Below are 24,233 nucleotides of genomic sequence, written 5' to 3'. Positions count from 1 at the left end.
AAATAATAATTGAGGGAGTGTCAAAATGAATGCTTTTCATGCTAATTGGACTAAACCATTTTTTATAAAACATCCTAATGAAGATTATTTTATCGAGGATTTTGAATTGCTTGTTGCCATATTATCTGCCTTAAAATGGAGACAGAAGAATGGTTCTATTAAGATGTATGTGGATAAGATTGGTTATAAGTACTATGAGAAATTGGGATTAGGGGATATCTATGACTTAGGAATAGACGACTCATTAGAAAAATCAGTGCCGAAGACATTGAAACCACATTTATTTTGGGCAGCAGGAAAGATATATGCTCTAGCAATGGAACAAACACCTATTACCATGTTAGATATGGATTTCATCGTATGGGACTCTATAGCTGAGGAAACAAGGGGTCATGATTTATGTGTTACTCATAGAGAAATATTGAATGAAATGATCTATCCAAAATACAAAAAATTTTCCAACTTATATGATTATGATTATGATGATAAGTGGGATTGGATGATAAATCCTTGTAACACAGCATTAGCACATTTTAATAATCAGAAGTTAAAAGATTATTATGTAGATGAGGCTATGACTTTCATGAACACTGAGTTCATTCTGCCAAAAGACCAAAGAAACCAAGTGACTTTGATGGTATTTGCAGAGCAGAGGCTTCTATCAATGTGTGCGAAGAAAATGGGTATAGAAATCACTTCTTATATATCCAATAACATAGATATTAGCCAATACCAAAAGTATACACATATATGGGGATATAAGAAAACTCTATGTGAATCCAATCGTCTAAGAAAAGAATTCTGTGAAAATTGCATTGGTATAATATTGGATGAATTTCCTGACACATATGATACTTTATGTAATATTGAATGTATCTGGAAATATTTAAAAAAACAATAGCTATACATGAAAATATTGAAATGTAACCAATTAAAGCCTCCGCTAATATATTATACTACCCAAATCAGGAATAGGAACAAAATCAGTATGTCACTATTAGTTGGAATATAAATATTGAGGTGAATAATCGATGTATAAGAAGAATAAAAAATGTAATCCCTTCGCATGGGGATACAATAACTATGGTCAGTTAGGATATAGTAGCATTCAAAATACCTTTGTAAATGTATGTAGTATAGATGATGTGATACAAGTAGATGGCGGAGGGGATTATAGCATAGCCTTACGATCAGATGGAAAAGTTTTTACATGGGGAGAAAATACCTTTGGTCAGTTGGGGATCAATTCTAGAATTAATCAAAATGTTCCAGTCGAAGTTGTAAGAGCTAATAATATAAGCTATATAAGTGCAGGAGGGTTGCACAGTCTAGCCGTCAAATCCGATGGTAGTGTATTGGCATGGGGAGCAAACTTTAATGGACAGTTAGGAAATGGTACTGACATAGGAAGTGAGATCCCTGTGGATGTCACAGGATTAAAAGATATTGTTGCAGTGGCAGGTGGACTGGAGCATAGTCTTGCATTGAATTCTAATGGAGAAGTATTTGGATGGGGAAGTAATTTTTCTGGACAATTAGGATTAGGTTTTAACAGTGGCGATGTCACTACGCCGCAACAAAGTGTTATTACAGATGTGATTGCAATATCAGCGGGGGAAAGATATAGTTTGGCTTTGAAATCCGATGGAACAGTATTCGCATGGGGGATAGGCTTCGATGGTCGTTTGGGAACGGGATCTACAGGCTTTAACAATCCAGTACCTATCCAGGTGGCAACAATTAGTGATATTGTAGCAATATCTGCTGGATTAGCCCATGGCCTAGCATTACAATCAGATGGAACCCTATGGTCTTGGGGAAATAATGAAAATGGTCAACTAGGTAATGGCGAGAGAGGTGATCAGGAAAATACACCTGTTAAGGTCGTTAACATAAGTAATATTAATATGGCACAACTTGGTTCCATAGCAGCTGGAGATGGTCATAGTATGGCGTTACTTAATAATGGTAAAGTAATGGCATGGGGGCTTAATACCTCGGGACAGTTAGGAGATGGAATGGATATTAATAGTGATATGCCGACGGACGTAGTTGGACTAGAAAATGTAAAATACATTAGTGCAGGTAGACTTCATAGTTTAGCCATAAAAAATGATGGGACATTGTGGGCTTGGGGAAATAATGCCATGGGCGAACTCGGAATCGGTAGATTCGGGTTGTACAGCACTATACCGGTGAAAGTAAAAGGTATAGAAGGTGTTATAGATATAGCCTGTGGGGAATTTCATAACTTAGCATTAAAATCCGATAAAAAAATTAGAGCGTGGGGCTCCAACAGATTTGGCGAATTAGGTGATGGAACTTTTGGAGACGGACGACCTGATCCGGGGTTAGTTAATAATCTTGATTGCATAGAGGCAATAGCAGCAGGAGAAAGTCATAGTATGGCACTTAGAGAAGATGGAAAAGTCTTCGCATGGGGAAATAATATGTTCGGTCAGCTAGGGGATGGAACACTTATTAATAGAACCATACCAAAGGAAGTCATTGGGCTAACTAGAATTATTGCAATATCCGCAGGCGGTGGCTTTAGTCTAGCACTTGATGAGAATAATAGAGTATGGGCTTGGGGGGACAATGAGTTTGGACAAATAGGTAATGGTACAACTATCGATCAGCCTGTGCCAGAACTGGTGGAGGGTCTAGAATGTATTGTTGCCATATCTTGCGGTGATAACCATAGTCTAGCAATAGGAAGACATGGTATAGTTTATGCGTGGGGTGACAATCGATTTGGTCAACTAGGAATAGGAAGCTTTGATAATAATATCAATGTTCCAGTACAAGTACGTGGACTAGTCAATGTAAAGGAAATCTCAGGTGGGGGATTACATAGTCTAGCACTTAACTGTGATGGTAATATCTTCGCATGGGGGAATAATGAGAATGGTCAACTAGGAAATGGAACTTTTATTGACAGTAATATCCCAATACCTGTCTTACTCTGTAAAGATGTTGTAGCTATAGCGGCGGGCGGAAGACATAGTTTAGCCTTGGTAAAAAATACTGTTTTCGCTTGGGGGGATAACTCAGATGGTCAACTTGGAGATGGAAGCATGGCAGATAGTAGGATTCCATCAAAAATTAGCTACCTCTGTAATGTGACACAGATATGTGCAGGAGAACTTCATAGTCTAGCTATAAGTTGTCAATCGTGTTGTAGGGATAACTGTTCTTGTATGACAGATTGACATAAGGGTAAAAAATGATTAAGGGAATCCTTCTATATTGACCCTTTAACCTGCCCAAGTATCTTTCTAAATCATTATTTGTTCTTTGCAAGAATAGATTATAATAGTACTCAAAGGGCAGGCTTTAAGTCGCTTTTATGGTTAATCATTATTGGATTTAAAGCTTATTTTTGATTCCTTGCCGGCTAGAAGTCTGGAAATATTAGCTTTATGTCTATATATGACAAATAAACTAAGTGCAATGGAATATATAAGAAAATAATTATGGGTTTTAAATAGTAAGGAAATAATAGGAAATAATATGGCTCCAGATATTGATGCAAGTGAGACAATGCGTGATGCTATTATAATAAGTATTACAGAAATTAGTAGAATGAATCCGATTAATGGATAGAGGGCAAAAATTGTACCTCCAGTTGTAGCCACTCCTTTTCCTCCTTTAAATCCTAGGAATATAGGGTAGCAATGACCTATAACGACAAATACTGAACAGATAACAGCTACGTCAATATTGATAAATATCTTTACTAGTAGAGCAACTATAAAACCCTTTAGAAAATCTCCACCAAAAGCTATTGCACCTGATTTTTTGCCTAGTGTTCTAAATACGTTTGTAGCACCAGTATTACCGCTTCCATAATTCCTAATATCAATTCCTCCAAGATATTTTGCCGTTAGAAAAGAAAACGGGATGCTTCCAATCAAGTAGCTAAAGATAGCTGGAAATAAGATATGACCCATGATAATGCTCCTTTCAAAATATTATATATGTATAAATTAAGGTTTTGTACAATCTGAGCAAATTGCATAATTACTTTCTATAAAAATCATCTATAGGGATTTTAGTATAGACTTTAACTTATACTATGAAAACCCTATACATGTAGTTTTAAAATCCTCAAAGCTATACCATCAAATATGCTTATATCTTAAGTAATTAAATTAAGGATGATATTGCCATATTAGTCTTAGCCAAGTAAGAGTTATGTAATTTCCCCAATCTCTATAATTATTATAAATAAGGGATGCAATATAAGCAACATAAATTAATTATTATTACAATATATTCTGCATAATTGCTATTATGCCAGGCTATTGAGAAACCCGAATTTCTTCGTTGTTGCTGCAACCAAGAACCCTTACGTATGTCTGTATACGCTACGGCCTCTCGGTTGCAGCACGCCTTGAACTCCGAATTTCTCAACAGCCTGCCATCTTGTTGACTTTGTCAACAAGATGCTGCATAATTGCTATTATGCAATTTGCTTAAATAAATAAAAGCAAAGGAAGTTCCCAAACCTTTGCTTTTATTTTGATAACTCTTCCTTTACGGATTCAATATTACTCATAACTACACTAGCTTTTATTTTAATAATGTTTAGATCCTTTAACATCAAAGCATTTTCGAGATCCTTTATAGATGTATTCAGCTTATTTGCCAATGGACTTAATTTTTTATCTATTAGTTGGGATACTATAGCATCCTTATAGATGCTTAGTTTATTATAGTTATTAGATGCTTTAGTATAATCTTTAATCCTACAATCTAATACTATTTGTCTAAGATGATATTTCATATAATATATTGGACTAGGAACCTTTTTCTTAAAGTTCTTGATTAGATCAGGAATATATAATGTCAATTTGTTACTATAAAATAGTGTGTCAATAAAATTATACTGTGAGGATGAAATTGTTAGATTATTTAAAGTGTTTTCAAATCCGCTTATTGATTCTTGAGAGGTCCCAGATTTTATAACTTCAGATTCTAAAGAATTCCACTTTTTATGTAGTCCACCTATTTTTGTATTTATTTCATGCCACATAAAGGCTATATCATTTGGTATTTTTTGACCGCTACTATCTTTTTTATCTGTAGCTTCGGCTTTTAAAATATCCGATAGTAAAATATCATTGATAGTGATAGGTTTTGGTTCAAACTTAATCATACTTTCAAGCTGGCTCATTTGGTTTTGGGGGGCACCTCCCTGGGAGCCTTCATCTGCACCTTTATTGCCACCCTCTTGACCACCCATGGCTAATTCCTTAGAGAACTCTTTCTTTTCTTGATCCTTTTTCTTTTTTTCTTCAATTTGTTTCTTATAATAGGGTATCATATCTACAGCAGACATTATGCTAATAATCTCAGATTCCATTTCTTCAACTACTGGAGGCATCTGTTTTGGTTCATCGGATTTTGGCGTTGGCTTTTGTGGAGTCTGTTTGGCACAAGATGATATCAGCATTATAAAAATAAGAATAATCAATGAATATATAAATTTTATTTTGAGCTTTTTCATAGAAAATCACCTCAAAGATATTATTTCCATTGTCTATTTAATCGATACTTTTAAATTTAAATTTAAAAATAATAATATTTTTAAGCATCATAATGCTAAAATAGAATTAAAAGGCCGAGTAAGATTATGATAAAAATAAGGAGGTAAAATTATGATAAGAAAAAAGGTTTTAGTAACAAGAAGTATACCAGAGGAAGGAATAAATAAACTTAGGGAATACTTTGACGTTGAAGTAAACAAATTAGATAGAACATTAACCTATGATGAATTGAAAGAAAAAGTTAAAGATAAGGATGGAGTTTTATGCCAGCTATCGGATAAAATAGATAGGGAACTTATGGAATCAGGGACTAAGGTGAAAGTATTTGCTAATTATGCCGTCGGCTATAATAATATGGACATAGATGCAGGGGAAAGTATGAATATATATCTTACTAATACTCCTGATGTATTGACTGACGCAACTGCCGATTTGGCATGGGCATTGCTCTTCGCAGTGGCAAGGAGGGTTGTGGAGGGAGACAAATATGTTAGACAGGGTAAATTTGAGGCATGGGCTCCTAAGTTATTATTAGGGAAGGACATTACTGGTAAGACGCTTGGAATAATTGGAGCTGGACGTATAGGAAAATCTTTTGCAAAAAAAGCAAAGGCATTTGATATGGATATCCTATATTATAATAGATCTAGAAAGAAGGGATTTGAAGAAGAAACTGAAGCTAAATTTGTATCCTTAGAAGATCTTTTAAAAAAATCTGACTATGTATCACTACATACTCCATTAACAAAGGATACAATACATATGATCGGTGATAGAGAGTTTGATATGATGAAAGGGGATGCAATTTTAATTAATACATCTAGGGGAGCAGTAGTTGATGAAAAAGCCCTTGTAAGAGCCCTAAAGGAAAATAAGATATGGGGAGCCGGACTAGATGTATATGAAAATGAACCTAAGATCGAGGAGGAGCTTAAGAAACTAGATAATGTTGTATTATGTCCCCACATAGGTAGTGCAACTGATGAAACAAGAATCAATATGGCTATTATGGCTGCTGATAATATCATAGCGGCTTTGGGTGGTAAAACACCTCCGAATTGCATATATTAGGTTTCTTAAGATGGAAAAGCATATATTGGGTACTATAAGAAAAAAGCCCTATTGCCAATAAAATGAACAAATACCGACACTAATGCCTATTATTAGTGTTTTTCTCTTTTACTGGATGAAAAAAATATGATAGAATAATTGGGTATATAGCGACATTCATAGATTTTACTTTAAAGTGAGGGTGTTATGTAAAATGAAAGAGGAGTATTATGGATTGATTATTATTGGAAAGCTGGTGGGGAAATGAAAAAATATATGGTTTGTTTAATGGTAATGTTTATGATGATTTTCAGTTGTTCATGTGGTGATAGAGAAAAATCACAGGATACCGTTGTAAAGGCCCCTAATTCTATTAAGGAAGAAGTATCCACGGAAAATATAACTAGTGATATAAAACATGAAATAAATATAAAAGAAGAAATTTTTAACCTTGATAGCATAATTGACATTACAAAATTAGAGAATTTAGATAAAAAAGAATTAAGTATACTGAGAAATGCCGTCTATGCAAAATATGGATATATATTTACATCGTCAAAATATAAAGAGTATTTCTCCAAAATTAAGTGGTATCAACCGAGATTGAAGGATGTTAGTAATATGCTAACTAAAATTGATATCGAAAATATTGACGGAATTGTTGAAGTAGAGAAGGTATTAGAAAAGAGTAATGAATCAAGTAAAGTATTTGAAACTACTATAACTTCTGGAGATGAAGGCTATTTATATAGGGTGGAATTTTTTTTGCAGGAGAATCTAAGGGAAAGAATGGATCAAACCTTTAATCAGTTTAAGATTTATAAAATTGACGGTGAAAATATGAAGATGATTTTCGATTCTCAAAATATAAATGATGAAAATACAAATGAAATTATTAGTGTAGCTAATACAGCTAGGGATATATTAAATATTGAGGACAAAGATAGGGATGGGATGGAGGAAATATTTTTTGCGTTGGAGGATATATTAGGTTATAAAACAATTCTTGTTGTTGAAGACATTAATGATAAATATGTTGCGTCCTTTTATGGGCATGAGTTTGAGGAGCTAAAATATAAAGACGTCAATAAAGATGGAGTCATGGAACTAATAAGTGATCATCCAGGTGGAGGGGGATATGTTTCAACTTGGACAGGTTTAGATTTAGTCAATGAGTTACAAGGTGAAAAATATAATTTTTCCTTTGATTTAACGAAACAATATTATGAAAATATTAAAGAGGAAAGTGAAGCCTTATTTGAAACAAGTCCTACACCTGAATGTTTTGTTAAATTGTTAAATGCATATGCTGACCTAGGAATGACAGAAAAATGTATTAATTTGATTGCTAAACATTCAGAGCTAGTAAACAGTAAGGAGTACGATTATTCAAAGCATAATGATAGCCCTGCTGAGACGTTTTTTGAATATGTGGTTATCAGAGCAGGTTATTATACTTCCATTTGGAATGAAATAAAAAGCTATAATAGTGGATCAGAAAGTGAGAAAACCAGCAACATTTCAGGTGATATAGATACACAAGAATTATTAGATGTTGCTGATAATTTTCCTATCAACAAAGAGCTTTAGTGTTTAGGTGAATTTAAATAATTAACCATTTCATTAATAGTATAGGCATCCATATCAAAATTGAAAAGTGGGATCTTGTATAGCTTATCAACGGGGATTTCTTGTTCGATGATTTTAAGGTACTCCACTTCTTTAATTTTTTTATTCCTCCAAAATTCATCTAAGCTATCTTCAGGTAAAATTTTATTAACTATTAAAGCAGCCACGTTTATATCATAGGATTGTAACATTTTGACTGCTTTTTTTGTTTCCTCTATAGGCATTTTTTCTGCATTCAATACAAAAATAAATTGTAGATTTTCTCCATCTATCATTATCTCCCTTGCCAATGCAAGATTTTTTTTGCGGTTAGATAAAATCTCGATAATTGGATCATTAGTCCCATTATTTTTGCCTATCATGTTTCTTAAGCTTAAAGTCTTTTTTCGTTTACTAATAAGGCTGTCCATCCATGCACCAAGCATCTCGGGCAAAGATAATAATCTCAAGGTATGACCAGTAGGTGCAGTGTCAAAAATAATATAATCAAAGTCCTTTGATGTATAAATAATAAGTTCAATCATCTTATCAAATAGGGCCGATTCATGGGTTCCGGGAGATACACTGGCCGCATCTAACTGTTTATTTATTTCTTCCATAATTATTGGACTCATTATTGAATGTAAATTTTTTCTGATCTTTGCTATATAAGCATTACTCTCCTTTTCTGGATTTATTTCCACACCAAAAAGATTTGCTTCTAGTTGGGTCAATTTATTACCTATCTGACAATGGAACAAATCTGAGATTGAATGGGCAGGATCAGTTGACACAAGTAATGTTTTTAGACCAGATCTAGCTTTTGAAAGAGCAAAAGCCGTAGAACAACTAGTTTTACCAACGCCACCTTTACCACCGAAAAAAATTATCTTTCCCATGATCATCCTCCTTCTATGGGTCTATGTCCAATTTGCCCGCTTTCTCTTCCCAAATCGATTTTTTATCAGTCATTCTCATCTGCCATTTCTCAAGTTCTTCAGCCAAATAGGGTAATAGCTCTAATGCATAATATGTTGTGGGTAAATCAACACCTAGTATATCTCCAAAGCATAAAAGCATAAACTGATCCATGGCTTCAGAGGCTTCATTTTCTATATGACCATGGGCTTTTCCTTGCATGTCTAAAGCCCCTATAAAAAATAGCTTTATATTTTCTAATATTGACTTTATCCCATTTGCCATCACCATCCTTAATAAATAAGGGCTGTCATAAAGTCACTAAGAAATCAGTTGCTTCGTGACTTTGTGACAGCCAATTTTACTAAAACAAAGTTCCTTTATAGCCTATTTATTTTTTTGAAACAGCTGTAGCTTTGCTGAATGCAGATTTAGCTTGTATAATTAGAACTATAGCCAATACAAATAAAGCTACGGAGAAGAATAGTAATAGGCGATTACCGATATTAGCAATCATCAATTGAACAAGTGCAACAAGGGTAACGGCAAACATAAATACCATTGGAATAGTTGCCATCTTATGGTTTTTGCCAGATTGCTTTAACCAAACGCCAATTGCTAATAAAGCAAGGGCTGCAAGTAATTGGTTAGCTGATCCAAACAATGGCCATATGGCCTTCCAACCTTTAAATGCTAATCCTCCACCTACAACAACCGTAATACATGTAGATACATATCTATTGGTAAGTGGTGATGGAGTTGATTCCTTTGATACATCAAAGAACTCTTGGAATATGAATCTAGCAAGTCTTGTTGCTGTATCTAAGCTTGTTAATGCAAATGCTGATATTGCAAGAGCAACAAAGCTTTTACCCGTAGCGAAAGGTAATCCAAAGGAAGTCATAAAATCCCCAATACCATTTGAGAATACATTTACAGGGCCACCATTAGCTAGTAATTCTGTTAACTTATCACCGGCAATATAACCTGCAGTTACAATGGCAAGTGTTGCTAATATACCTTCAATAAGCATTGAACCATAACCAATAAGCTTAATATCCTTTTCATTATCGATTTGCTTTGCAGTTGTTCCAGAGCCAACAAGGGAATGGAATCCAGAAATAGCTCCGCAGGCAACGGTTACAAACAGCATAGGGAATAGGGTTGCTTTACCAATAGTAAAGCTTGTAACTGGGGCTAACTCTATTGTTGGTCTCATAAAGATTACACCAACAAATCCACCAATTAACATGGCATATAGTAAGAATGAGTTTAAGTAATCCCTTGGCTGCAATAGAATCCATACAGGCGTCACACTTGCCACAAAGATATAAGCAAGTAGAATAAACATCCAAGAGGTTTTTCCAAGTACCAATGGATGAATCGTTCCTATATAAATACTTAGAATTAGTAATGCTACACCGATAATACTACCGACTGCAAGGCTTACGCCCCGTCTATATACGAAAACTCCAAATATAATTGCTACGGCAATGAATAATACCGATGCAGTTGCTGCTTCAGGTACCGCAACAAAGGTATTTGCCACGATGTTAGTAAATGCAGCAATTACAAGTAATAGTGTTAACCATGCAAAGATAGCAAATAGTTTTTTACCATTTTTACCGATTGTAACACCAATCACTTCACCTAAAGATTTTCCATCATGTCTAACCGAAGCGAATAATGCACCCATATCATGGACTCCACCGAAAAATACTGATCCGATTATAATCCATAAAAATACTGGAACCCATCCAAATATAGCTGCACCAATTGGGCCCACAATTGGGCCGGCACCTGCTATTGATGAAAAGTGATGGCCAAGTAATACTGGGGCTTTTGCCGGCATATAATCTACGCCGTCATTGATTGTGTGAGCAGGTGTTTTCCTGTTTGGGTCGATACCCCATTTTTTACATAGATAGGCACCATAGGTCACGTATGCTACAAAGAAAACAGCAGCTGCTATAAGGATTAGAAACAATGAGTTCATATAGATACTCCTCCTTTACTAAGCCAAGAACTTTTTTAGTTCCTTCTTAGCATATTTATTTGATAATCCCTTATTATCCTTGGGACTTATCAGCACAATACCTACATTGATCCAACCATTCAAACCAAACTTAAAACTTTTGTAAAATTTAAACCTTTCAATAGCTTTTATTAATTTCTGATCATTGGGTATTTCTGTTTCAAATACAAATGTAATCACACTAGACATATGCTCTTCACCCACATTAATTACTTCATCGTAATGTTTGGACATCAAGTTTTTGATTGCATCTAAGTTTTCGTGGGTGAAAATGTTTTCCAGTTTTTTATAAAATATGTATTCATTGTATTCAAAAGCATATAACTCCATTTCCTTTTTAACTACATATTTTGAGTTTCTTTGATTATAACAGGCCAAAAAATTGAAATGTTTTCCTCCAATAGAAATGTCATTTTCTAAATTGTAATAGGCTTCTAATTTTTTTCTTAAGGTTTGTTCAAAAAACATAAATACCCGCCTCCTACTATATAATTATAGAATACACGGGTAAATAGTACTGGTTTTTAATTTTCAATGGTACATATTTGATTCTTAGAGGTACAAATTTTCCTTTTAATGGTTAAGAAAATTTCAAAAACACATATTAATCTGACTTATTTATTTTTTGACATACCCTAGAGAATTTGCATTTTGTTTTTAAATTCATTTGTCTGATTTCTGCTTATTGGGATTTCCTTATCTAGACCCTTTAATTTCACCCTATAAGTTCTATTAAACCAAGGAATAATTGACTCAATATAATTAAGATTAATAATATAAGAACGATGACATTTAAAAAAATCGTTTTCAGGTAAGATGTTTTCGATCTCTGATAGTGATTTATAGCATTCAAACGTACCCTTTACAGTATCTATTTTTACTATCTTATCTTCTATATAAATACACAATATTTGATCTGATTTTACGGGATAAAGGAGACCTTCCTTATATAAACACAAATGACTCTTACGTTCCTGTGGTATGGTGAATTCATTGAGAAATTTATCCATCCTGTTCATATTTAGCTGTTTACTTTCCTTTAGGCTTTCTATTTTAGAAAGGGTCGTTAAGAATCTATCGTCCTTTAAAGGTTTTAAAAGATAATCAACTGCATTTAATTCAAAAGCCTTAATAGCATATTCATCATAAGCTGTTATATAAACTAGATAAGTATTAATGCCTTTATTTAAAATCTTTTTCGCTAAATTTATACCATCTAATAAAGGCATACTTATGTCACAAAATATGACATCGGGATCATTGGTCAAAATAAGGTTCATGGCGGCAACGCCATTTTCTGCTTCTCCAATAACCTCAAAATTATGGTGTTTGTCTAAGAGGTATTTTATTTCATCCCTAGCTGGTTTTTCATCATCAACAACAATACATGTAATCAAATAAATTCATCTCCTTTCATTTTGGAATGGTCATTTTTATTGACGTCCCAGAGTAAACCGTACTTTTTATAATGAATTGACAGCGATCACCATAACAGCTTTTTATGCGTTTATATACATTGGATATACCAATACCGGTACTTTCATCATAACGCTTAACTTCTTCTAATTTTTCTTTGGTCATACCAATTCCATCATCAATAACTTCTACAGTATAATATTTTTGAGATTCACTAATTCTAATGGTAATATCTCCTCCATCTACTTTTTTATTTACACCATGTTGAACTGCATTTTCAACAAGGGGTTGAATAGAAAGGGGAGGAATGGTGTATTTCATATTGCATTTCAGATCATAATTAATATTAAGTTTATCATTAAATCGGGCCTTTTCTATAATTAAATATGCTTTTACATGGTTAATTTCTTCATTTAAAGTGATAAAGTCCTTGTTAGCTTGCATATTCATCCTAAAATAATCACTTAAACGAGTTAACAAGCTTCTGGCTGATTCTGGATTGGTTCTAATAAGAGATACTATAGTATTAATTGCATTAAATAGGAAATGGGGATTGATTTGGGCTTGTAATGCTTTTATCTCTGCTTGTATTGCTGTCTTTGATATTATCTCCAATCGGCTAAGCTCCAGCTGTGATGAAAAAATATTACCAAGGCCTTTAGAAAGTTCTATATCTTGCTCCAATATCTCTTCTGTTGTTTTATAAAGCTTTAAAGCTCCTCTGGTCTCAAGCCCATCCTTTAGGGGCACAACTATAGATGAAACCAATTTACAATTTCTATGGGAGCATCCTATGGCTTCCTTTGTATTGGCAATGGTCATTTGACCTGTTTGTAATGCTTGGAAGGTAACGGCGGTTTTGCAAAATTCACCTGCTAAATGATGATCATCTCCAACACCAATATGGGCTAGAATCTTTGATTGATCGGTTATTGCTATTGCATCAAAATCCGTAGATTTATATATAACTTCGGCAGCTTTACTTGCAGTTTCCATCGTAAGCCCATTTTTTAAATATTGTAATGTCTTATCAGCAATTAAAAGGGATTGTTTAGCACTAAGGGTTACTTCTTTAGAAGTTATATTCTTAATATTTTGAATGATCATTATAAATACGCCTATGCCGATGGAATTATTAATGATCATGGGTATTCCAACAATTTTAACAAGCTCTAATGCAGCATTAAATGGCTTAGCGGATACTAGTATGAAGGTCATTTGAAGAGTTTCAATAATTACTCCTATGGCTATAGAAAAAACTATTTTATTTGTACTTTTTTTAAATCTGGAGCTTAGTAGACCAGCAATAATACCCTCAGAGAAAGTAGATATTCCGCAACTTATGGCTGTAAAACCACCCACATCGATAAGAAATCGATGGCTACCTCCGATTGCACCTGCCAATATCCCAACCATCGGGCCTCCCAATAGGCCTCCAACAGCAACTCCTATTACCCTGGTATTAGAAATTGCACCGTTAACGGATATGCCTGTATAGGTACCAACAATACTTAAAATTCCAAAGAAAATACCCATAAATATTTTTTCGCTTGTATTCTGAGTTTCCTTTGCAAATATATTTTTAAAGACTTTAGCCTTCGACAGTATGAGTGCCAGCATAATAACGAATCCAACTCGATATATTAAATTTATTAGCATCGACTTCATAAATAGTCCCCCATCCTATTTCGAAGCCCATATTATTCATGGTAGGTTTGGAAAATTGCAAGTTGTTTTCAACTAATATGAATAAAATGGGTTTAGTAAAATTATAACAGATTTGGTATGCATATTGACAGTAAAGAAAGTCATTTCATTTTAAAATATATTTTCATTATACTGAAAAGGACTTTGATGCATACAAAAAGTAAAATCTAATTTATTCGTTGTATATATGTAGTAAATAGGGTAATAAGACCTTAGTATGTTATAATATAACAAAATAGCAAAAGAGGGATACAGGTAGTCTATTAATATTCTAAAAAATTTAAATGAGTGTAGGTGAGTTATTTTGAAGGGGAAGTATAATACAATAATATTGTTGATATTAATAGGATTAATATTATCTATATTTATTAATATCAAACATAATAATGAGCGAGAGAATGATTATGGGATATTTTTAAATCATTCATTTCATCTATTAGATAGTACATCCAACAATATTGGTGGAATAATTAATTCTGTACAAAAAGATGAGTATGATCATTTAGACCATACATTTATTATGACGAGTAAATATTTTTTTGAATTAGAAAGGCTTTTAAATGATGGAAGATATTTTATAGATTCTGGCTTGGATATGAATGAATTTTGGGGATTTGATTTTATAGCTGAGGTTTTATTAGGTTCTGCCAATTTAAATGGAACATATTATTATGGACATCATTTTTTAGAAGATGGCATTGTGTCAGATAAGGAATTGGAGTTTTTAATTGAATTACATGGGGATTTGGAAGTGCTGTTAAGCAAATTAGCAAATGAGGATGGGAATAATGCTAATGAAAATATTTCAATAGAAGAATTTAAGGGTGCAATAATGAACTTCTTTGAAAAGTGGGGATTTGAGAATGCAAATGGATATGTTGAGGGAGGGGAATCGCCCTTTAATACTTTACTTAAGAATTAACGAGCAAGGACGTGGAAATATTGCAAGTCTAAAAAAGAGAATAGTGCCTACACTTGACGTATTTTCACATCTAGAGGAAGCAAAAACATATATTGAAATTGCAGAAAAGCTTAAATCACATCCAAATGACACTAAATACTTTTTAGACGCATTAGCATAAATGGATCTACTTACTAAAAATAAAGGACTATATGAGAACAGAGAATTATCAAGTAAATACTTGGTAAGAAGTTCGGATTTTTTCATAGGAACGCTTATAAAATACAACTTACAGAAATATTGTTTGGTCTTTTTTTAGAAAAGAGGAGAGGTATATATGCCAAAACTACTCGCATATTTTCAAACTCTCTATGAATAATCTGGGCTAAAGGACTCAGTTATCAATATTTAAGTCAAAGGAATATGGGGTGAATTATGTTGAATAGGAATAGAATGAAAATATATAATGGTGACATAACAAAAATTGAATGCCAGGCCATCGTTAATGCTGCTAATACTAGTCTTATGGGTGGCGGTGGAGTGGATGGTGCTATTCATAGAGCTGGAGGCAGTAAGATATTAGAAGAGTGTAAAAAAATTCGAGCAAGTCAAGGAGGCTGTAAAGTCGGATATGCGGTGATAACCACAGCAGGGAATCTTCCAGCCCATAGGGTCATTCATACAGTTGGACCCATATGGAATAATAAAGGGAATGAAAGGGAACTATTAAAAAACTGCTATAAGAGTGTATTTAAATTAGCTTTAGAAAATAACATTAATGAATTAGCCATACCGAATATTAGCACAGGCGTCTATAAATTTCCAAAGGAATTGGCTGCTGAAATAGCTATAGAGGCCACAAAGAATTTTTTAGATAGTCATCCGAATTTTAAGCAAATAATATTTGTTTGCTTTGATATGGAGAATTATAAAATTTATGAAAAATTGTTAAACTTAGTGGACTGATATTAAATGATGGGATGGATAGTTGGCATGCTTCTCTTAATTTGCATCATTATTTCAGAGGTAATATCTATACGCTCTTGTAATTTTTTTGTCACAGATTTAATAGGGTTGGATTTTAAAATTCCATAAGGTTCATTAAGAGATTTGTTATTATATATGTATTATTAATTCTTATGTCTTTTATAAAAACATTTTAACCTTATTTGCTTGACTGTTACCTTAGGGCACAGTGTATCATCTATGTAGAGGTGATTATAATGAAAATTAACGAAGTGAAAAGAATGACCGGACTTACAAAAAAGGCTATAAGATACTATGAAAAAAAAGAGTTGTTATTTCCAAATGTAAATAGTGACAATGGCTATAAGGACTATTCTCAAAAAGATGTTGATAATTTGAAAACAATTGCCTTTTTAAGAAATATTGACATGCCTGTAGTAGAAATTAGGGCATATCTTAGTTTTCCTAAAGAAAGGGAAAAAATATTAAAAAAGCATGTTAAGCAGATTGAGAATAGGATTAATGATCTAGAAACGATAAGGGAGTTGACAAACTGTATTTTAAAAGAAGATTCAGCTGATTTTTATAAACTCAATTCCCATCTAATTAATAAGCAGATTATGAATAAAAATTTTGTTTTAAGAAGATTGGCTTCATTATTTCCTAATGCGTATGGCAAATATGTAATTATTCATTTTGGCCGCTTTATGAATGAGCCTCTAGATAATGAAGAAAAACAAAAAGCATTCTATGAGATAGTAGAATTTTTAGATGGTGTGGGAGATATTGACTTTCCAGATGAGTATTTAAAATATTTGAATGAAATTGATGAAACAGAGTTAATAGAGGCATTTAGTAATATAAACTCTAAACTTAAAGAAGTTTCAAATATTAATACTGAAAATAAAAAGGAAATCGAAAAGTTAAGAAGTGAAGTAGAATGTTACATTCAGAAACAATATAGTGATGAATATAGAGAGCAATATCAAAAAATGAAACAAATAAGAGATCAATTAAGGGAGTCCCTAGAGAAAAGTGGCTATTATGAAAAATTTATAGAAAACTTAAAAATAATAAGTTCCTCATACAGAGATTATACGGAAAAAAGTAAAAAAATTAATGAAGTATTAGGACTTGAATATGATAAGGAAGGAAATATTATTATGAATAAATAGATGTATAGGTATTATATAGGGAACCCTTATATATATTTAGGGCTGGACTGGAATTCCTATACAAAATCAAAGCTTTATAAATAAAATGGATGTAGAGAAAGCTATTAACCAGGGGGAGGGTTAATAGCTTTTTTCATAGCATTTCTAGCAATAAATATGTATCCTAAAACAATCAATCTGAATTATTATGGATTTGTATATTATAGTAATAATAATTAAAAATAATTGAGATTAGAATATAATCGTGTTTAAAGAAAAGCTAAAGTATTAACTATAAAATGAAGAAAATAAGAGTAAAATGCAAGTAATAGTAGAAAAAGGTCATGAACTAAAAGAAAATCATCATAAATAGCTTGTTAAAAAAATATTTTACTTTAAAAGTTGTCTTTTATAAGTTAAAATTATTATGAGAAAGAAGAATTTTTTGAAAAGGAATTAAAAGGAAAACGTTTTACTATGTATAATATTTGACTATGATGATAAAGATAGTATGAATTTTACATAAACTTATATGATGATGGTTATAATTTAGATTGAGAATAAAGAAAAGTAGAGTAAGGTACTTTTCTTTATCATAAATTCTTATGAAGGGAGATGTGTACATGTCTTATATCCAAGAGGTTTTAGAAAAAGTTAAAGCTAGAAATGGTAGTGAACCAGAATTTCTTCAAGCTGTTGAGGAGGTATTTCATTCACTTAAGCCTGTTATCGAGAGACATCCTGAGTATAAGGAAGCAGGAGTTTTAGAAAGAATAGTAGAGCCAGAAAGACAAATTATTTTTAGAGTCCCGTGGGTCGATGATGATGGTAAAGTTCAAGTTAATCGTGGATTTAGAGTTCAATTCAATGGAGCTATTGGACCTTATAAGGGGGGCTTAAGATTCCATCCATCTGTTTACCTTGGGATTGTCAAATTCTTAGGATTTGAGCAGATTTTTAAGAATTCATTAACTGGTCTTCCTATTGGGGGCGGAAAGGGCGGTTCTGATTTCAACCCTAAAGGGAAATCAGATGGAGAGATTATGAGATTTTGCCAAAGCTTTATGACTGAGCTTTATAGGCATATAGGACCGGATGTGGATGTGCCTGCTGGAGATATCGGAGTTGGTGGAAGAGAGATAGGATTTATGTACGGGCAATACAGAAGAATTAGAGGTGCCTTTGAGAATGGCGTTTTAACCGGTAAAGGTTTAAAATACGGTGGTAGTTTAGTTAGAACTGAAGCAACGGGATACGGATTACTTTACTTTGTTGATGAAATGCTTAAAGCTAATAATGAAACAATGCAGGGCAAGGTTGTTGCTATTTCTGGTTCAGGAAATGTCGCTATTTATGCTTGCCAAAAAGCTAATGAATTAGGTGCTAAAGTAGTTGCAATGTCTGATTCAAATGGCTACATCTATGATTCTAATGGAATCAACCTAGGTACAGTGCAAAGATTAAAAGAAGTTGAAAGAAAAAGAATTAAAGATTATGTTAATGAGCATACAGAAGCTGAGTATCATGAAGGAAATGTTTGGGAAGGTAAATTTAAGTATGATATCGCTCTTCCTTGCTCAACTCAAAATGATATTGATATGGAAAAGGCTAAGAATATTGTAGAAAATGGTGCAATTGCAGTAGGTGAAGGTGCTAATATGCCTACATCCAATGATGCAATAAACTTCTTCTTAGAAAAGGGTATTCTTTTAGCTCCAGCTAAGGCGGCAAATGCCGGTGGGGTTGCTACTTCGGCCCTTGAAATGTCTCAAAACAGTATGAGATATTCTTGGACATTTGAAGAAGTGGATGCTAAACTAAAGGATATCATGGTAAATATCCATAAAAATGCTAGCGAAGCTTCTAAGGAATATGGTTTAGGATATAATTTGGTAGCAGGGGCTAATATAGCCGGATTCAAAAAAGTTGCTGAAGCAATGATAGCTCAAGGTAACTACTAAAATAAATAGTCCAATGTAAAAGAGAAGGAGCCCATTTGATATGTGGGCTCCTTTTCAAATTGTTGACAAAGTCAATAAAATGTCAGGTATCTTGAAAAGGAGCCTATATCGGGCTCCCTTTGAGAACTATTTACAATAACATTTGTTATTGTTGTCTTTTTTTACTTTTTGTCCCCATAAATCCTTAGCAAGATCATCTGATACGCACACACTACATATTTTATTTATCGGAATCAAGCAAACTGATTCACATTCATTTTTTCTTATTGAGATATAGTCTCTATTAACTTCATCTAAAGTAACGTCACAGTATGTTTCGCCATTAACTAGGGAAACATCAACTTTTTGACACTCTAAATCCTTTAATGCATCTTTAAAGCAATCAGGATATCTATTGTCGTAATATACCTTTTCTTTTTCATAGTAAAGACATAAATCTTCATCATAGTTTCTTCCGTAAGCCCTCATCATTGGTGGGTAATACCCAAATTGATTAGTCCACATAGGGAAATCCTCCTTCATATTTATTATAATTATTTATGTTTTCTAGCTTTAATATCAGTATATGAAGGAATATAAAAATTGTTATAAAAAAGTTGAAATTTTCAAAATAAAAAAGTCCCCTTTGTATAAGGGACTTTAAATAAACTGCAAAAAACTCTATAGTTGTTCTTTTATAGCCTTATAAGCAGTGTCAACTGCAATCTGTAGATTATCAATATTTTGGCCGCCCCCTTGAGCTGAAAATGGACTTCCTCCACCCTTTCCATCGATCAACGGGATACAATCATTCAATATTTCCTTCATATTTATTTGATTTAAGTTTTTTGAACGACTAAATAAAAGTCTAGCTTGATTATTGGTGACTATTCCCAGGATAACAATACGGCTATCATCATTTACTAAAGAAGATGATAGCTGCTTTATCTCTCCTAGCTCCCTATCACAATAAGTTTTTTTGATGATTTTTATATTGTGTATTATTTCTGCATTGCTTAGTAGATCAATGGCTTCAAGGTTAATTATTTCGCTTTTTAGATATTTATTTTCTTTCTTCATATCTTGAAATTCTGTGGTTATTCTTTCTACACTGTTTAATACTTCCTCCTGCTTAACCGATAGATTTGATGAAATTGAATTTACGATGTCATTTTTCGATAGATAATCCTTTAAAGCCCTATTGCCACATACAAAATCAACTCTTAAACCGGATTTATATTTTTCATATTTTCTAATTTTTATAAGACCAACTTCCCCCGTTCTATTTGGATGTGTTCCACAGCATGGGGAGTAGTCAAAGTCATCTAATTTAACTATACGTATATTTTCCGTAACCGTCGGAACTTTTCTAAGGGGCATATTTGCAAGCTCGTCTTCCTTTGGGTATATTGTTTGAACTGACAAATCATTAAAAACTATTTGATTAGTAAAATATTCAACCTTACGTATATCCTTATTAGATAAAACCTTGTCTATATCAATAGTCAAACTATTTTCACTTAGATGAAAACCAATTGTTTTTGCATCATGAAGTTTTTCAAATGCTGCTGAGAGAATGTGCTGCCCTAAATGCTGCTGCATATGATCAAATCTTTTTTCCCAATCTATCCTACAATTAACGGTTTCTAATTTTGAAGGTAGTTTATCTACAACGTGATATATCTTATCTTGTTTTTCATATACATGGGAGACGGGATTATCCTCTATATAGCCAATATCTGATGGTTGGCCACCACCTTCTGGATAAAAAGCAGTCTGGCTAAGCTCAAGGTGATACTTATTATCTTCCTCAAGGATCTGCAAAATATTGGCATTGAATTCTTTTATATATGTATTCTTATAGAATAGTTTTATGGTCAAGTATATTCACTCCTTATTCTTTAGTGGTTTTTGTTATCGTCTATAAAATCTTTATCTATATAGATTATTTTACCAGAAGTAGTCAATAACTTATATTTATTTTTAGAAAAACCACATAAATTTTTATTATCTGTTTCACTATCATCAACTATAAATCCCTGGGTATTATGAAATGTGACTATATCTTCACTTCTGTTAAACCTTTCTAATTCTTTATTCCAAAAATATTTATATTGATAGGAGCTACTTTCTACTAATTTAAAATCAGTATTTTTAGGTATGGAATTGGAAGTGGAGGCTGTATATTTATTCTTTGTTCCCGTAACATTTATATAAAGATTTTCATTTTCTACAAAAATTATATTGTTTTTCTTCATATTCTTAATCCATTCATTATCCGGCGAAGATTCATCAATCCATATGCTTTTGAATATTTCTTCGTAAACTATAGTTTCTTTTAACATTTTATCAAAATCTTCATTATTGTACATAAAAATCTCAAGAAAATTCTCATAGTAGAATGCCCCAAGTCTTTCGTCGGCTGTTTGGTATGCAATTAGAAAATCATATTCTTTATCGGGAATTTTAACAAAATTGATCTCATTTATGGGTAATAAGTTTTCTATTTTTCCTATAAAGCTGTAATTTTGACCATTATCGCTAAATACACAAATCGATGCTAAATCCTTAGAAAAATTTAATGCAACAATAAGTTCATCACCCTGTTGAGGTGAGACATTACCCTTGTATACCTTCAAATCTATATAGTCTAAATAGTTTTGCCAATTTGGATATTCTAGAATGTTTAGACATATGTTTTTGATTTCACTTTCAGCCTCCTTTTTTTTAGTAGGATTATCGCCTTCGTATTGTTCTAGAAGATTATAAGGGATGAATATATCGTTTATGCTAATGGCTTCGATAGCAGAAGTATATAAAGTGGCAAAATCTTGATTTGTCAACAATACCATAGAAATAATTGGTATAATAATTAAGATTACAATTATAATTTTTTTCAATAAAATCCCTCCTCCCTATATATATATTCTTTAATATCAAAAATAAACTGACAAATATAGGGGTAATGAAATATTATGTAGTAAGGACTGATGTATTATATCAAAGAGAGGGGGAAAAAACTTGCATGAAATACAAAATATAATAGAAATACTTGAAAAATTTATAAAGATATTTATAATAAAGTATGAATACGAAAATATCGGCTTGATTAAAAAATTTAGAATAGATAGCAGAAAAAATCTTGAATATGATGAAAAAAAGTGGTGTAGGCTTTTTTTAAAGAAGTCTTGTTTTAATTATTGTTGTAAAATTTTGCTCTTAAGAGTATTTGAAGATAAAGGAAAGGTAACAAGTAAATTAAATAGTAAGGGAATAGATATATGGAATAAGTTGGTAAAAAATATTAAACATAGATATGATAAGCTTTATGATATTGCAATAATAGATATAACAAATGATGATGATATAAGCTTTTTTAAGAATATTTTTGCTGAAAGTGATTATGATATATATGAAATTGATCAAGAGCTAGCAAATATAATTGTCAATGAATTAGGGAATATAGATTTAATAGATGTCTCAGATGAAGATTTGAAACTAATATTTAGGGAGTTATATCCCCTAGATGAAAGAGAAGAATATAGATTTAGTGATTTTTATAAAAAAGCTCCTGCCTTAGATTATATATTAAAGTTAAAATAATTTTATGTTACTTTAGATTATAGACAAAGTCTATAGAACAAATTGCATAATTACCTTATGCAGAAACCATCTATAGGGATTTTAGTATAAACTTTAATTTATACACGTTCAAAATGCCCAGAAGCATCGCATATTTGTCCATGTATAAATTAAGTTATACTATGAAAACCCTATAACAAAAGTTCAAGTTCAAGCTTTATTGAAATTGAACTTTTGTTATAAAGCTGATTATTTTCTTTGGATTATAATAACAAAAAATCACAAGTTTTGAGGAGTGAAGAAATGGGTATACCAATTGATGAATTTAAATTGTTAGAAAATGAAATTGTTAATAAAGTACTGTATTTTGCTTTAGGTAGTAATTATACTGAAGAAGTGGATAAAGCTAAGAAAGAATTCATAAGAGCCATCAATAAAGATAATTATTCATATAGCGAAAAGAATTTTACTTCATGGTTAATGTGGGATTATAAAATTGATAATAAAAATAATTTTTTTGAGGAATATATGAAGGTAATGAGTAGCAAACTAACAGATAATCAATATAAAATCCTAAAGGAACTATCGGATACATATTTATCGATATATGAAATTATAGACATAAAGGATAAGAAAAAAATAGTGGATATTTTTCTGAAAAAGGAGTTTATTATAGATGAAGGATTGGAAAGAATAAATTCAAACCAGCTTTTGATTGGAAGAGTTGTAAATGTAGACGGAATGAATTATGTTTTAGATGATCACTCAACATTAGACAAGCGCTTCCAAAATGGAATAGAAAAGGTCTTCTATGAACAGTTTCAGGCTTCTAAAGAAAGGAATAGTTTGGTTTCAGTTGAAGAGTTTACTAAGAATAATGTAATACTTATAAGTAGCTTTACACACATTATTGATGATATAACAAAACAACAGATGGAAAGTAATGATCAATATACCGTATATCAAAGTAACTATGCGGTTTTAGATAGAGAAAAGTTATGTGATGCTTTTTCAAAAAGTCAAAACATTGAATTTGATTATAAAGAAAATAATACGCTTTTTTATATTATGTACAAGGAAGATGGAAAAAAGGTGCTGAGTGAGATAGTATTGTTAAGGGATAAATTAGAGATGGAGTGTATTTCTAGTATAGATAGCGATGATGCCAAAGGAGTGCTAGAGGATATTGCTAGTGAGTTTATAAAGTATATGAATGATGAGATACTTACATTGGATGATCTTCTTTCATAGGGATAATCCTTATTGTGACTAGATTGATGCTTACTATTTACATACTTTACAGGTTTGAGGAAATTGCATAATTGTAACTTGGCAAAATTACATATGGGGATATCATCCTTAATTTGAATATTTAAGATATAGTATATTTGGTGGTATGTCTTC

The 24,233-nt window shown here is 32.2% G+C and carries 22 protein-coding genes; 11 read left to right on the top strand and 11 right to left on the bottom strand.

Going from position 1 to position 24,233, the window contains the following annotated elements:
* The first annotated feature begins 25 nt into the window (after positions 1–25).
* A complete protein-coding gene (locus tag N4A68_16105; GenBank protein ID MCT4565821.1) occupies positions 26–901 on the top strand; it encodes a hypothetical protein in 876 nt (291 codons plus the stop codon).
* A 130-nt stretch (positions 902–1,031) separates the two neighbouring features.
* Positions 1,032–3,212, top strand: coding sequence for a hypothetical protein (locus N4A68_16100; GenBank protein MCT4565820.1), 2,181 nt, complete (start codon positions 1,032–1,034; stop codon positions 3,210–3,212).
* Between the two features lie 141 nt (positions 3,213–3,353).
* On the opposite strand, the gene plsY is transcribed toward N4A68_16100, so the two are convergent.
* Together plsY and N4A68_16090 are read right to left on the bottom strand one after the other, a co-directional pair.
* Positions 3,354–3,953, bottom strand: a complete 600-nt coding sequence (gene plsY / locus N4A68_16095; protein ID MCT4565819.1) for a glycerol-3-phosphate 1-O-acyltransferase PlsY — start codon at positions 3,951–3,953, stop codon at positions 3,354–3,356.
* Between the two features lie 566 nt (positions 3,954–4,519).
* Complete coding sequence (locus N4A68_16090; protein ID MCT4565818.1) at positions 4,520–5,512, bottom strand: hypothetical protein; 993 nt, start codon at positions 5,510–5,512, stop codon at positions 4,520–4,522.
* Positions 5,513–5,663: 151 nt separating this feature from the next.
* Between N4A68_16090 and N4A68_16085 the strand changes: the two genes are divergently transcribed.
* Positions 5,664–6,623 carry a D-glycerate dehydrogenase gene (locus N4A68_16085; protein MCT4565817.1) on the top strand — a complete coding sequence of 320 codons (960 nt, stop codon included), beginning with the start codon at positions 5,664–5,666 and terminating at the stop codon, positions 6,621–6,623.
* Between the two features lie 243 nt (positions 6,624–6,866).
* Positions 6,867–8,192, top strand: coding sequence for a YARHG domain-containing protein (locus tag N4A68_16080; protein MCT4565816.1), 1,326 nt, complete (start codon positions 6,867–6,869; stop codon positions 8,190–8,192).
* Here N4A68_16080 and N4A68_16075 read toward each other — a convergent pair.
* The 6 genes from N4A68_16075 to N4A68_16050 form a co-directional block, all read right to left on the bottom strand.
* Positions 8,189–9,109, bottom strand: a complete 921-nt coding sequence (locus tag N4A68_16075; protein ID MCT4565815.1) for an ArsA family ATPase — start codon at positions 9,107–9,109, stop codon at positions 8,189–8,191. The two genes, N4A68_16080 and N4A68_16075, sit on opposite strands and share 4 nt — an antisense overlap.
* A 13-nt stretch (positions 9,110–9,122) precedes the next feature.
* A complete protein-coding gene (locus N4A68_16070; GenBank protein ID MCT4565814.1) occupies positions 9,123–9,413 on the bottom strand; it encodes a hypothetical protein in 291 nt (96 codons plus the stop codon).
* Positions 9,414–9,519: 106 nt separating this feature from the next.
* Entirely contained in the window at positions 9,520–11,124 is a 1,605-nt protein-coding gene (locus N4A68_16065) for a carbon starvation protein A (protein MCT4565813.1), read from the bottom strand.
* A gap of 18 nt (positions 11,125–11,142) precedes the next feature.
* Positions 11,143–11,631 (bottom strand): hypothetical protein, encoded by a 489-nt coding sequence (locus tag N4A68_16060; GenBank protein ID MCT4565812.1) that lies wholly within the window; start codon positions 11,629–11,631, stop codon positions 11,143–11,145.
* Positions 11,632–11,798: 167 nt separating this feature from the next.
* On the bottom strand, positions 11,799–12,560 hold the full coding sequence (locus N4A68_16055; GenBank protein MCT4565811.1) for a LytTR family DNA-binding domain-containing protein: 762 nt from the start codon (positions 12,558–12,560) through the stop codon (positions 11,799–11,801).
* Between the two features lie 16 nt (positions 12,561–12,576).
* Positions 12,577–14,247, bottom strand: coding sequence for a histidine kinase (locus N4A68_16050; protein MCT4565810.1), 1,671 nt, complete (start codon positions 14,245–14,247; stop codon positions 12,577–12,579).
* Between the two features lie 343 nt (positions 14,248–14,590).
* On the opposite strand from N4A68_16050, the gene N4A68_16045 reads away from it, so the two are divergent.
* From N4A68_16045 to gdhA, 5 genes are all read left to right on the top strand, one after another.
* Positions 14,591–15,208, top strand: coding sequence for a hypothetical protein (locus tag N4A68_16045; protein MCT4565809.1), 618 nt, complete (start codon positions 14,591–14,593; stop codon positions 15,206–15,208).
* Entirely contained in the window at positions 15,150–15,368 is a 219-nt protein-coding gene (locus N4A68_16040) for a hypothetical protein (protein MCT4565808.1), read from the top strand. The genes N4A68_16045 and N4A68_16040 overlap by 59 nt, the downstream gene beginning before the upstream one ends.
* A 254-nt stretch (positions 15,369–15,622) precedes the next feature.
* Entirely contained in the window at positions 15,623–16,153 is a 531-nt protein-coding gene (locus tag N4A68_16035; protein ID MCT4565807.1) for an O-acetyl-ADP-ribose deacetylase, read from the top strand.
* 257 nt (positions 16,154–16,410) lie between these two features.
* Positions 16,411–17,328 (top strand): MerR family transcriptional regulator, encoded by a 918-nt coding sequence (locus N4A68_16030; protein ID MCT4565806.1) that lies wholly within the window; start codon positions 16,411–16,413, stop codon positions 17,326–17,328.
* Positions 17,329–17,930: 602 nt separating this feature from the next.
* Positions 17,931–19,268: an NADP-specific glutamate dehydrogenase gene (gene gdhA, locus N4A68_16025; protein MCT4565805.1), complete on the top strand. Its 1,338-nt coding sequence runs from the start codon at positions 17,931–17,933 to the stop codon at positions 19,266–19,268.
* A gap of 126 nt (positions 19,269–19,394) precedes the next feature.
* Here gdhA and N4A68_16020 read toward each other — a convergent pair whose 3' ends face one another.
* The 3 genes from N4A68_16020 to N4A68_16010 form a co-directional block, all read right to left on the bottom strand.
* Positions 19,395–19,772, bottom strand: a complete 378-nt coding sequence (locus tag N4A68_16020; GenBank protein ID MCT4565804.1) for a hypothetical protein — start codon at positions 19,770–19,772, stop codon at positions 19,395–19,397.
* 156 nt (positions 19,773–19,928) lie between these two features.
* Positions 19,929–21,128 (bottom strand): DHHA1 domain-containing protein, encoded by a 1,200-nt coding sequence (locus N4A68_16015; GenBank protein MCT4565803.1) that lies wholly within the window; start codon positions 21,126–21,128, stop codon positions 19,929–19,931.
* Positions 21,129–21,148: 20 nt separating this feature from the next.
* Positions 21,149–22,147, bottom strand: coding sequence for a hypothetical protein (locus N4A68_16010; GenBank protein MCT4565802.1), 999 nt, complete (start codon positions 22,145–22,147; stop codon positions 21,149–21,151).
* 121 nt (positions 22,148–22,268) lie between these two features.
* Between N4A68_16010 and N4A68_16005 the strand changes: the two genes are divergently transcribed.
* Positions 22,269–22,850 (top strand): hypothetical protein, encoded by a 582-nt coding sequence (locus N4A68_16005; protein ID MCT4565801.1) that lies wholly within the window; start codon positions 22,269–22,271, stop codon positions 22,848–22,850.
* Positions 22,851–23,132: 282 nt separating this feature from the next.
* Positions 23,133–24,080, top strand: coding sequence for a hypothetical protein (locus tag N4A68_16000; GenBank protein MCT4565800.1), 948 nt, complete (start codon positions 23,133–23,135; stop codon positions 24,078–24,080).
* The last annotated feature ends 153 nt before the right edge of the window (positions 24,081–24,233 follow it).

This window comes from Maledivibacter sp. (genome assembly GCA_025210375.1).
Classification (GTDB): Bacteria; Bacillota; Clostridia; order Peptostreptococcales; family Caminicellaceae; genus JAOASB01.
The sequence above is the reverse complement of the archived record's forward strand: the minus strand, read 5'-3'. Positions and strand labels throughout refer to the sequence as shown.

What these genes read in the sequence shown, in the direction of transcription:
- N4A68_16035 (MCT4565807.1), top strand. Translation starts at nt 15,623, where the DNA reads ATGTTGAATAGGAATAGAATGAAAATATATAATGGTGACATAACAAAA.
- N4A68_16060 (MCT4565812.1), bottom strand. Translation starts at nt 11,631, where the DNA reads ATGTTTTTTGAACAAACCTTAAGAAAAAAATTAGAAGCCTATTACAAT.
- N4A68_16075 (MCT4565815.1), bottom strand. Translation starts at nt 9,109, where the DNA reads ATGGGAAAGATAATTTTTTTCGGTGGTAAAGGTGGCGTTGGTAAAACT.
- N4A68_16070 (MCT4565814.1), bottom strand. Translation starts at nt 9,413, where the DNA reads ATGGCAAATGGGATAAAGTCAATATTAGAAAATATAAAGCTATTTTTT.
- N4A68_16040 (MCT4565808.1), top strand. Translation starts at nt 15,150, where the DNA reads ATGCAAATGGATATGTTGAGGGAGGGGAATCGCCCTTTAATACTTTAC.
- gdhA (MCT4565805.1), top strand. Translation starts at nt 17,931, where the DNA reads ATGTCTTATATCCAAGAGGTTTTAGAAAAAGTTAAAGCTAGAAATGGT.
- N4A68_16030 (MCT4565806.1), top strand. Translation starts at nt 16,411, where the DNA reads ATGAAAATTAACGAAGTGAAAAGAATGACCGGACTTACAAAAAAGGCT.
- N4A68_16020 (MCT4565804.1), bottom strand. Translation starts at nt 19,772, where the DNA reads ATGTGGACTAATCAATTTGGGTATTACCCACCAATGATGAGGGCTTAC.
- N4A68_16000 (MCT4565800.1), top strand. Translation starts at nt 23,133, where the DNA reads ATGGGTATACCAATTGATGAATTTAAATTGTTAGAAAATGAAATTGTT.
- N4A68_16050 (MCT4565810.1), bottom strand. Translation starts at nt 14,247, where the DNA reads ATGAAGTCGATGCTAATAAATTTAATATATCGAGTTGGATTCGTTATT.
- N4A68_16085 (MCT4565817.1), top strand. Translation starts at nt 5,664, where the DNA reads ATGATAAGAAAAAAGGTTTTAGTAACAAGAAGTATACCAGAGGAAGGA.
- N4A68_16080 (MCT4565816.1), top strand. Translation starts at nt 6,867, where the DNA reads ATGAAAAAATATATGGTTTGTTTAATGGTAATGTTTATGATGATTTTC.
- N4A68_16065 (MCT4565813.1), bottom strand. Translation starts at nt 11,124, where the DNA reads ATGAACTCATTGTTTCTAATCCTTATAGCAGCTGCTGTTTTCTTTGTA.
- N4A68_16105 (MCT4565821.1), top strand. Translation starts at nt 26, where the DNA reads ATGAATGCTTTTCATGCTAATTGGACTAAACCATTTTTTATAAAACAT.
- plsY (MCT4565819.1), bottom strand. Translation starts at nt 3,953, where the DNA reads ATGGGTCATATCTTATTTCCAGCTATCTTTAGCTACTTGATTGGAAGC.
- N4A68_16100 (MCT4565820.1), top strand. Translation starts at nt 1,032, where the DNA reads ATGTATAAGAAGAATAAAAAATGTAATCCCTTCGCATGGGGATACAAT.
- N4A68_16090 (MCT4565818.1), bottom strand. Translation starts at nt 5,512, where the DNA reads ATGAAAAAGCTCAAAATAAAATTTATATATTCATTGATTATTCTTATT.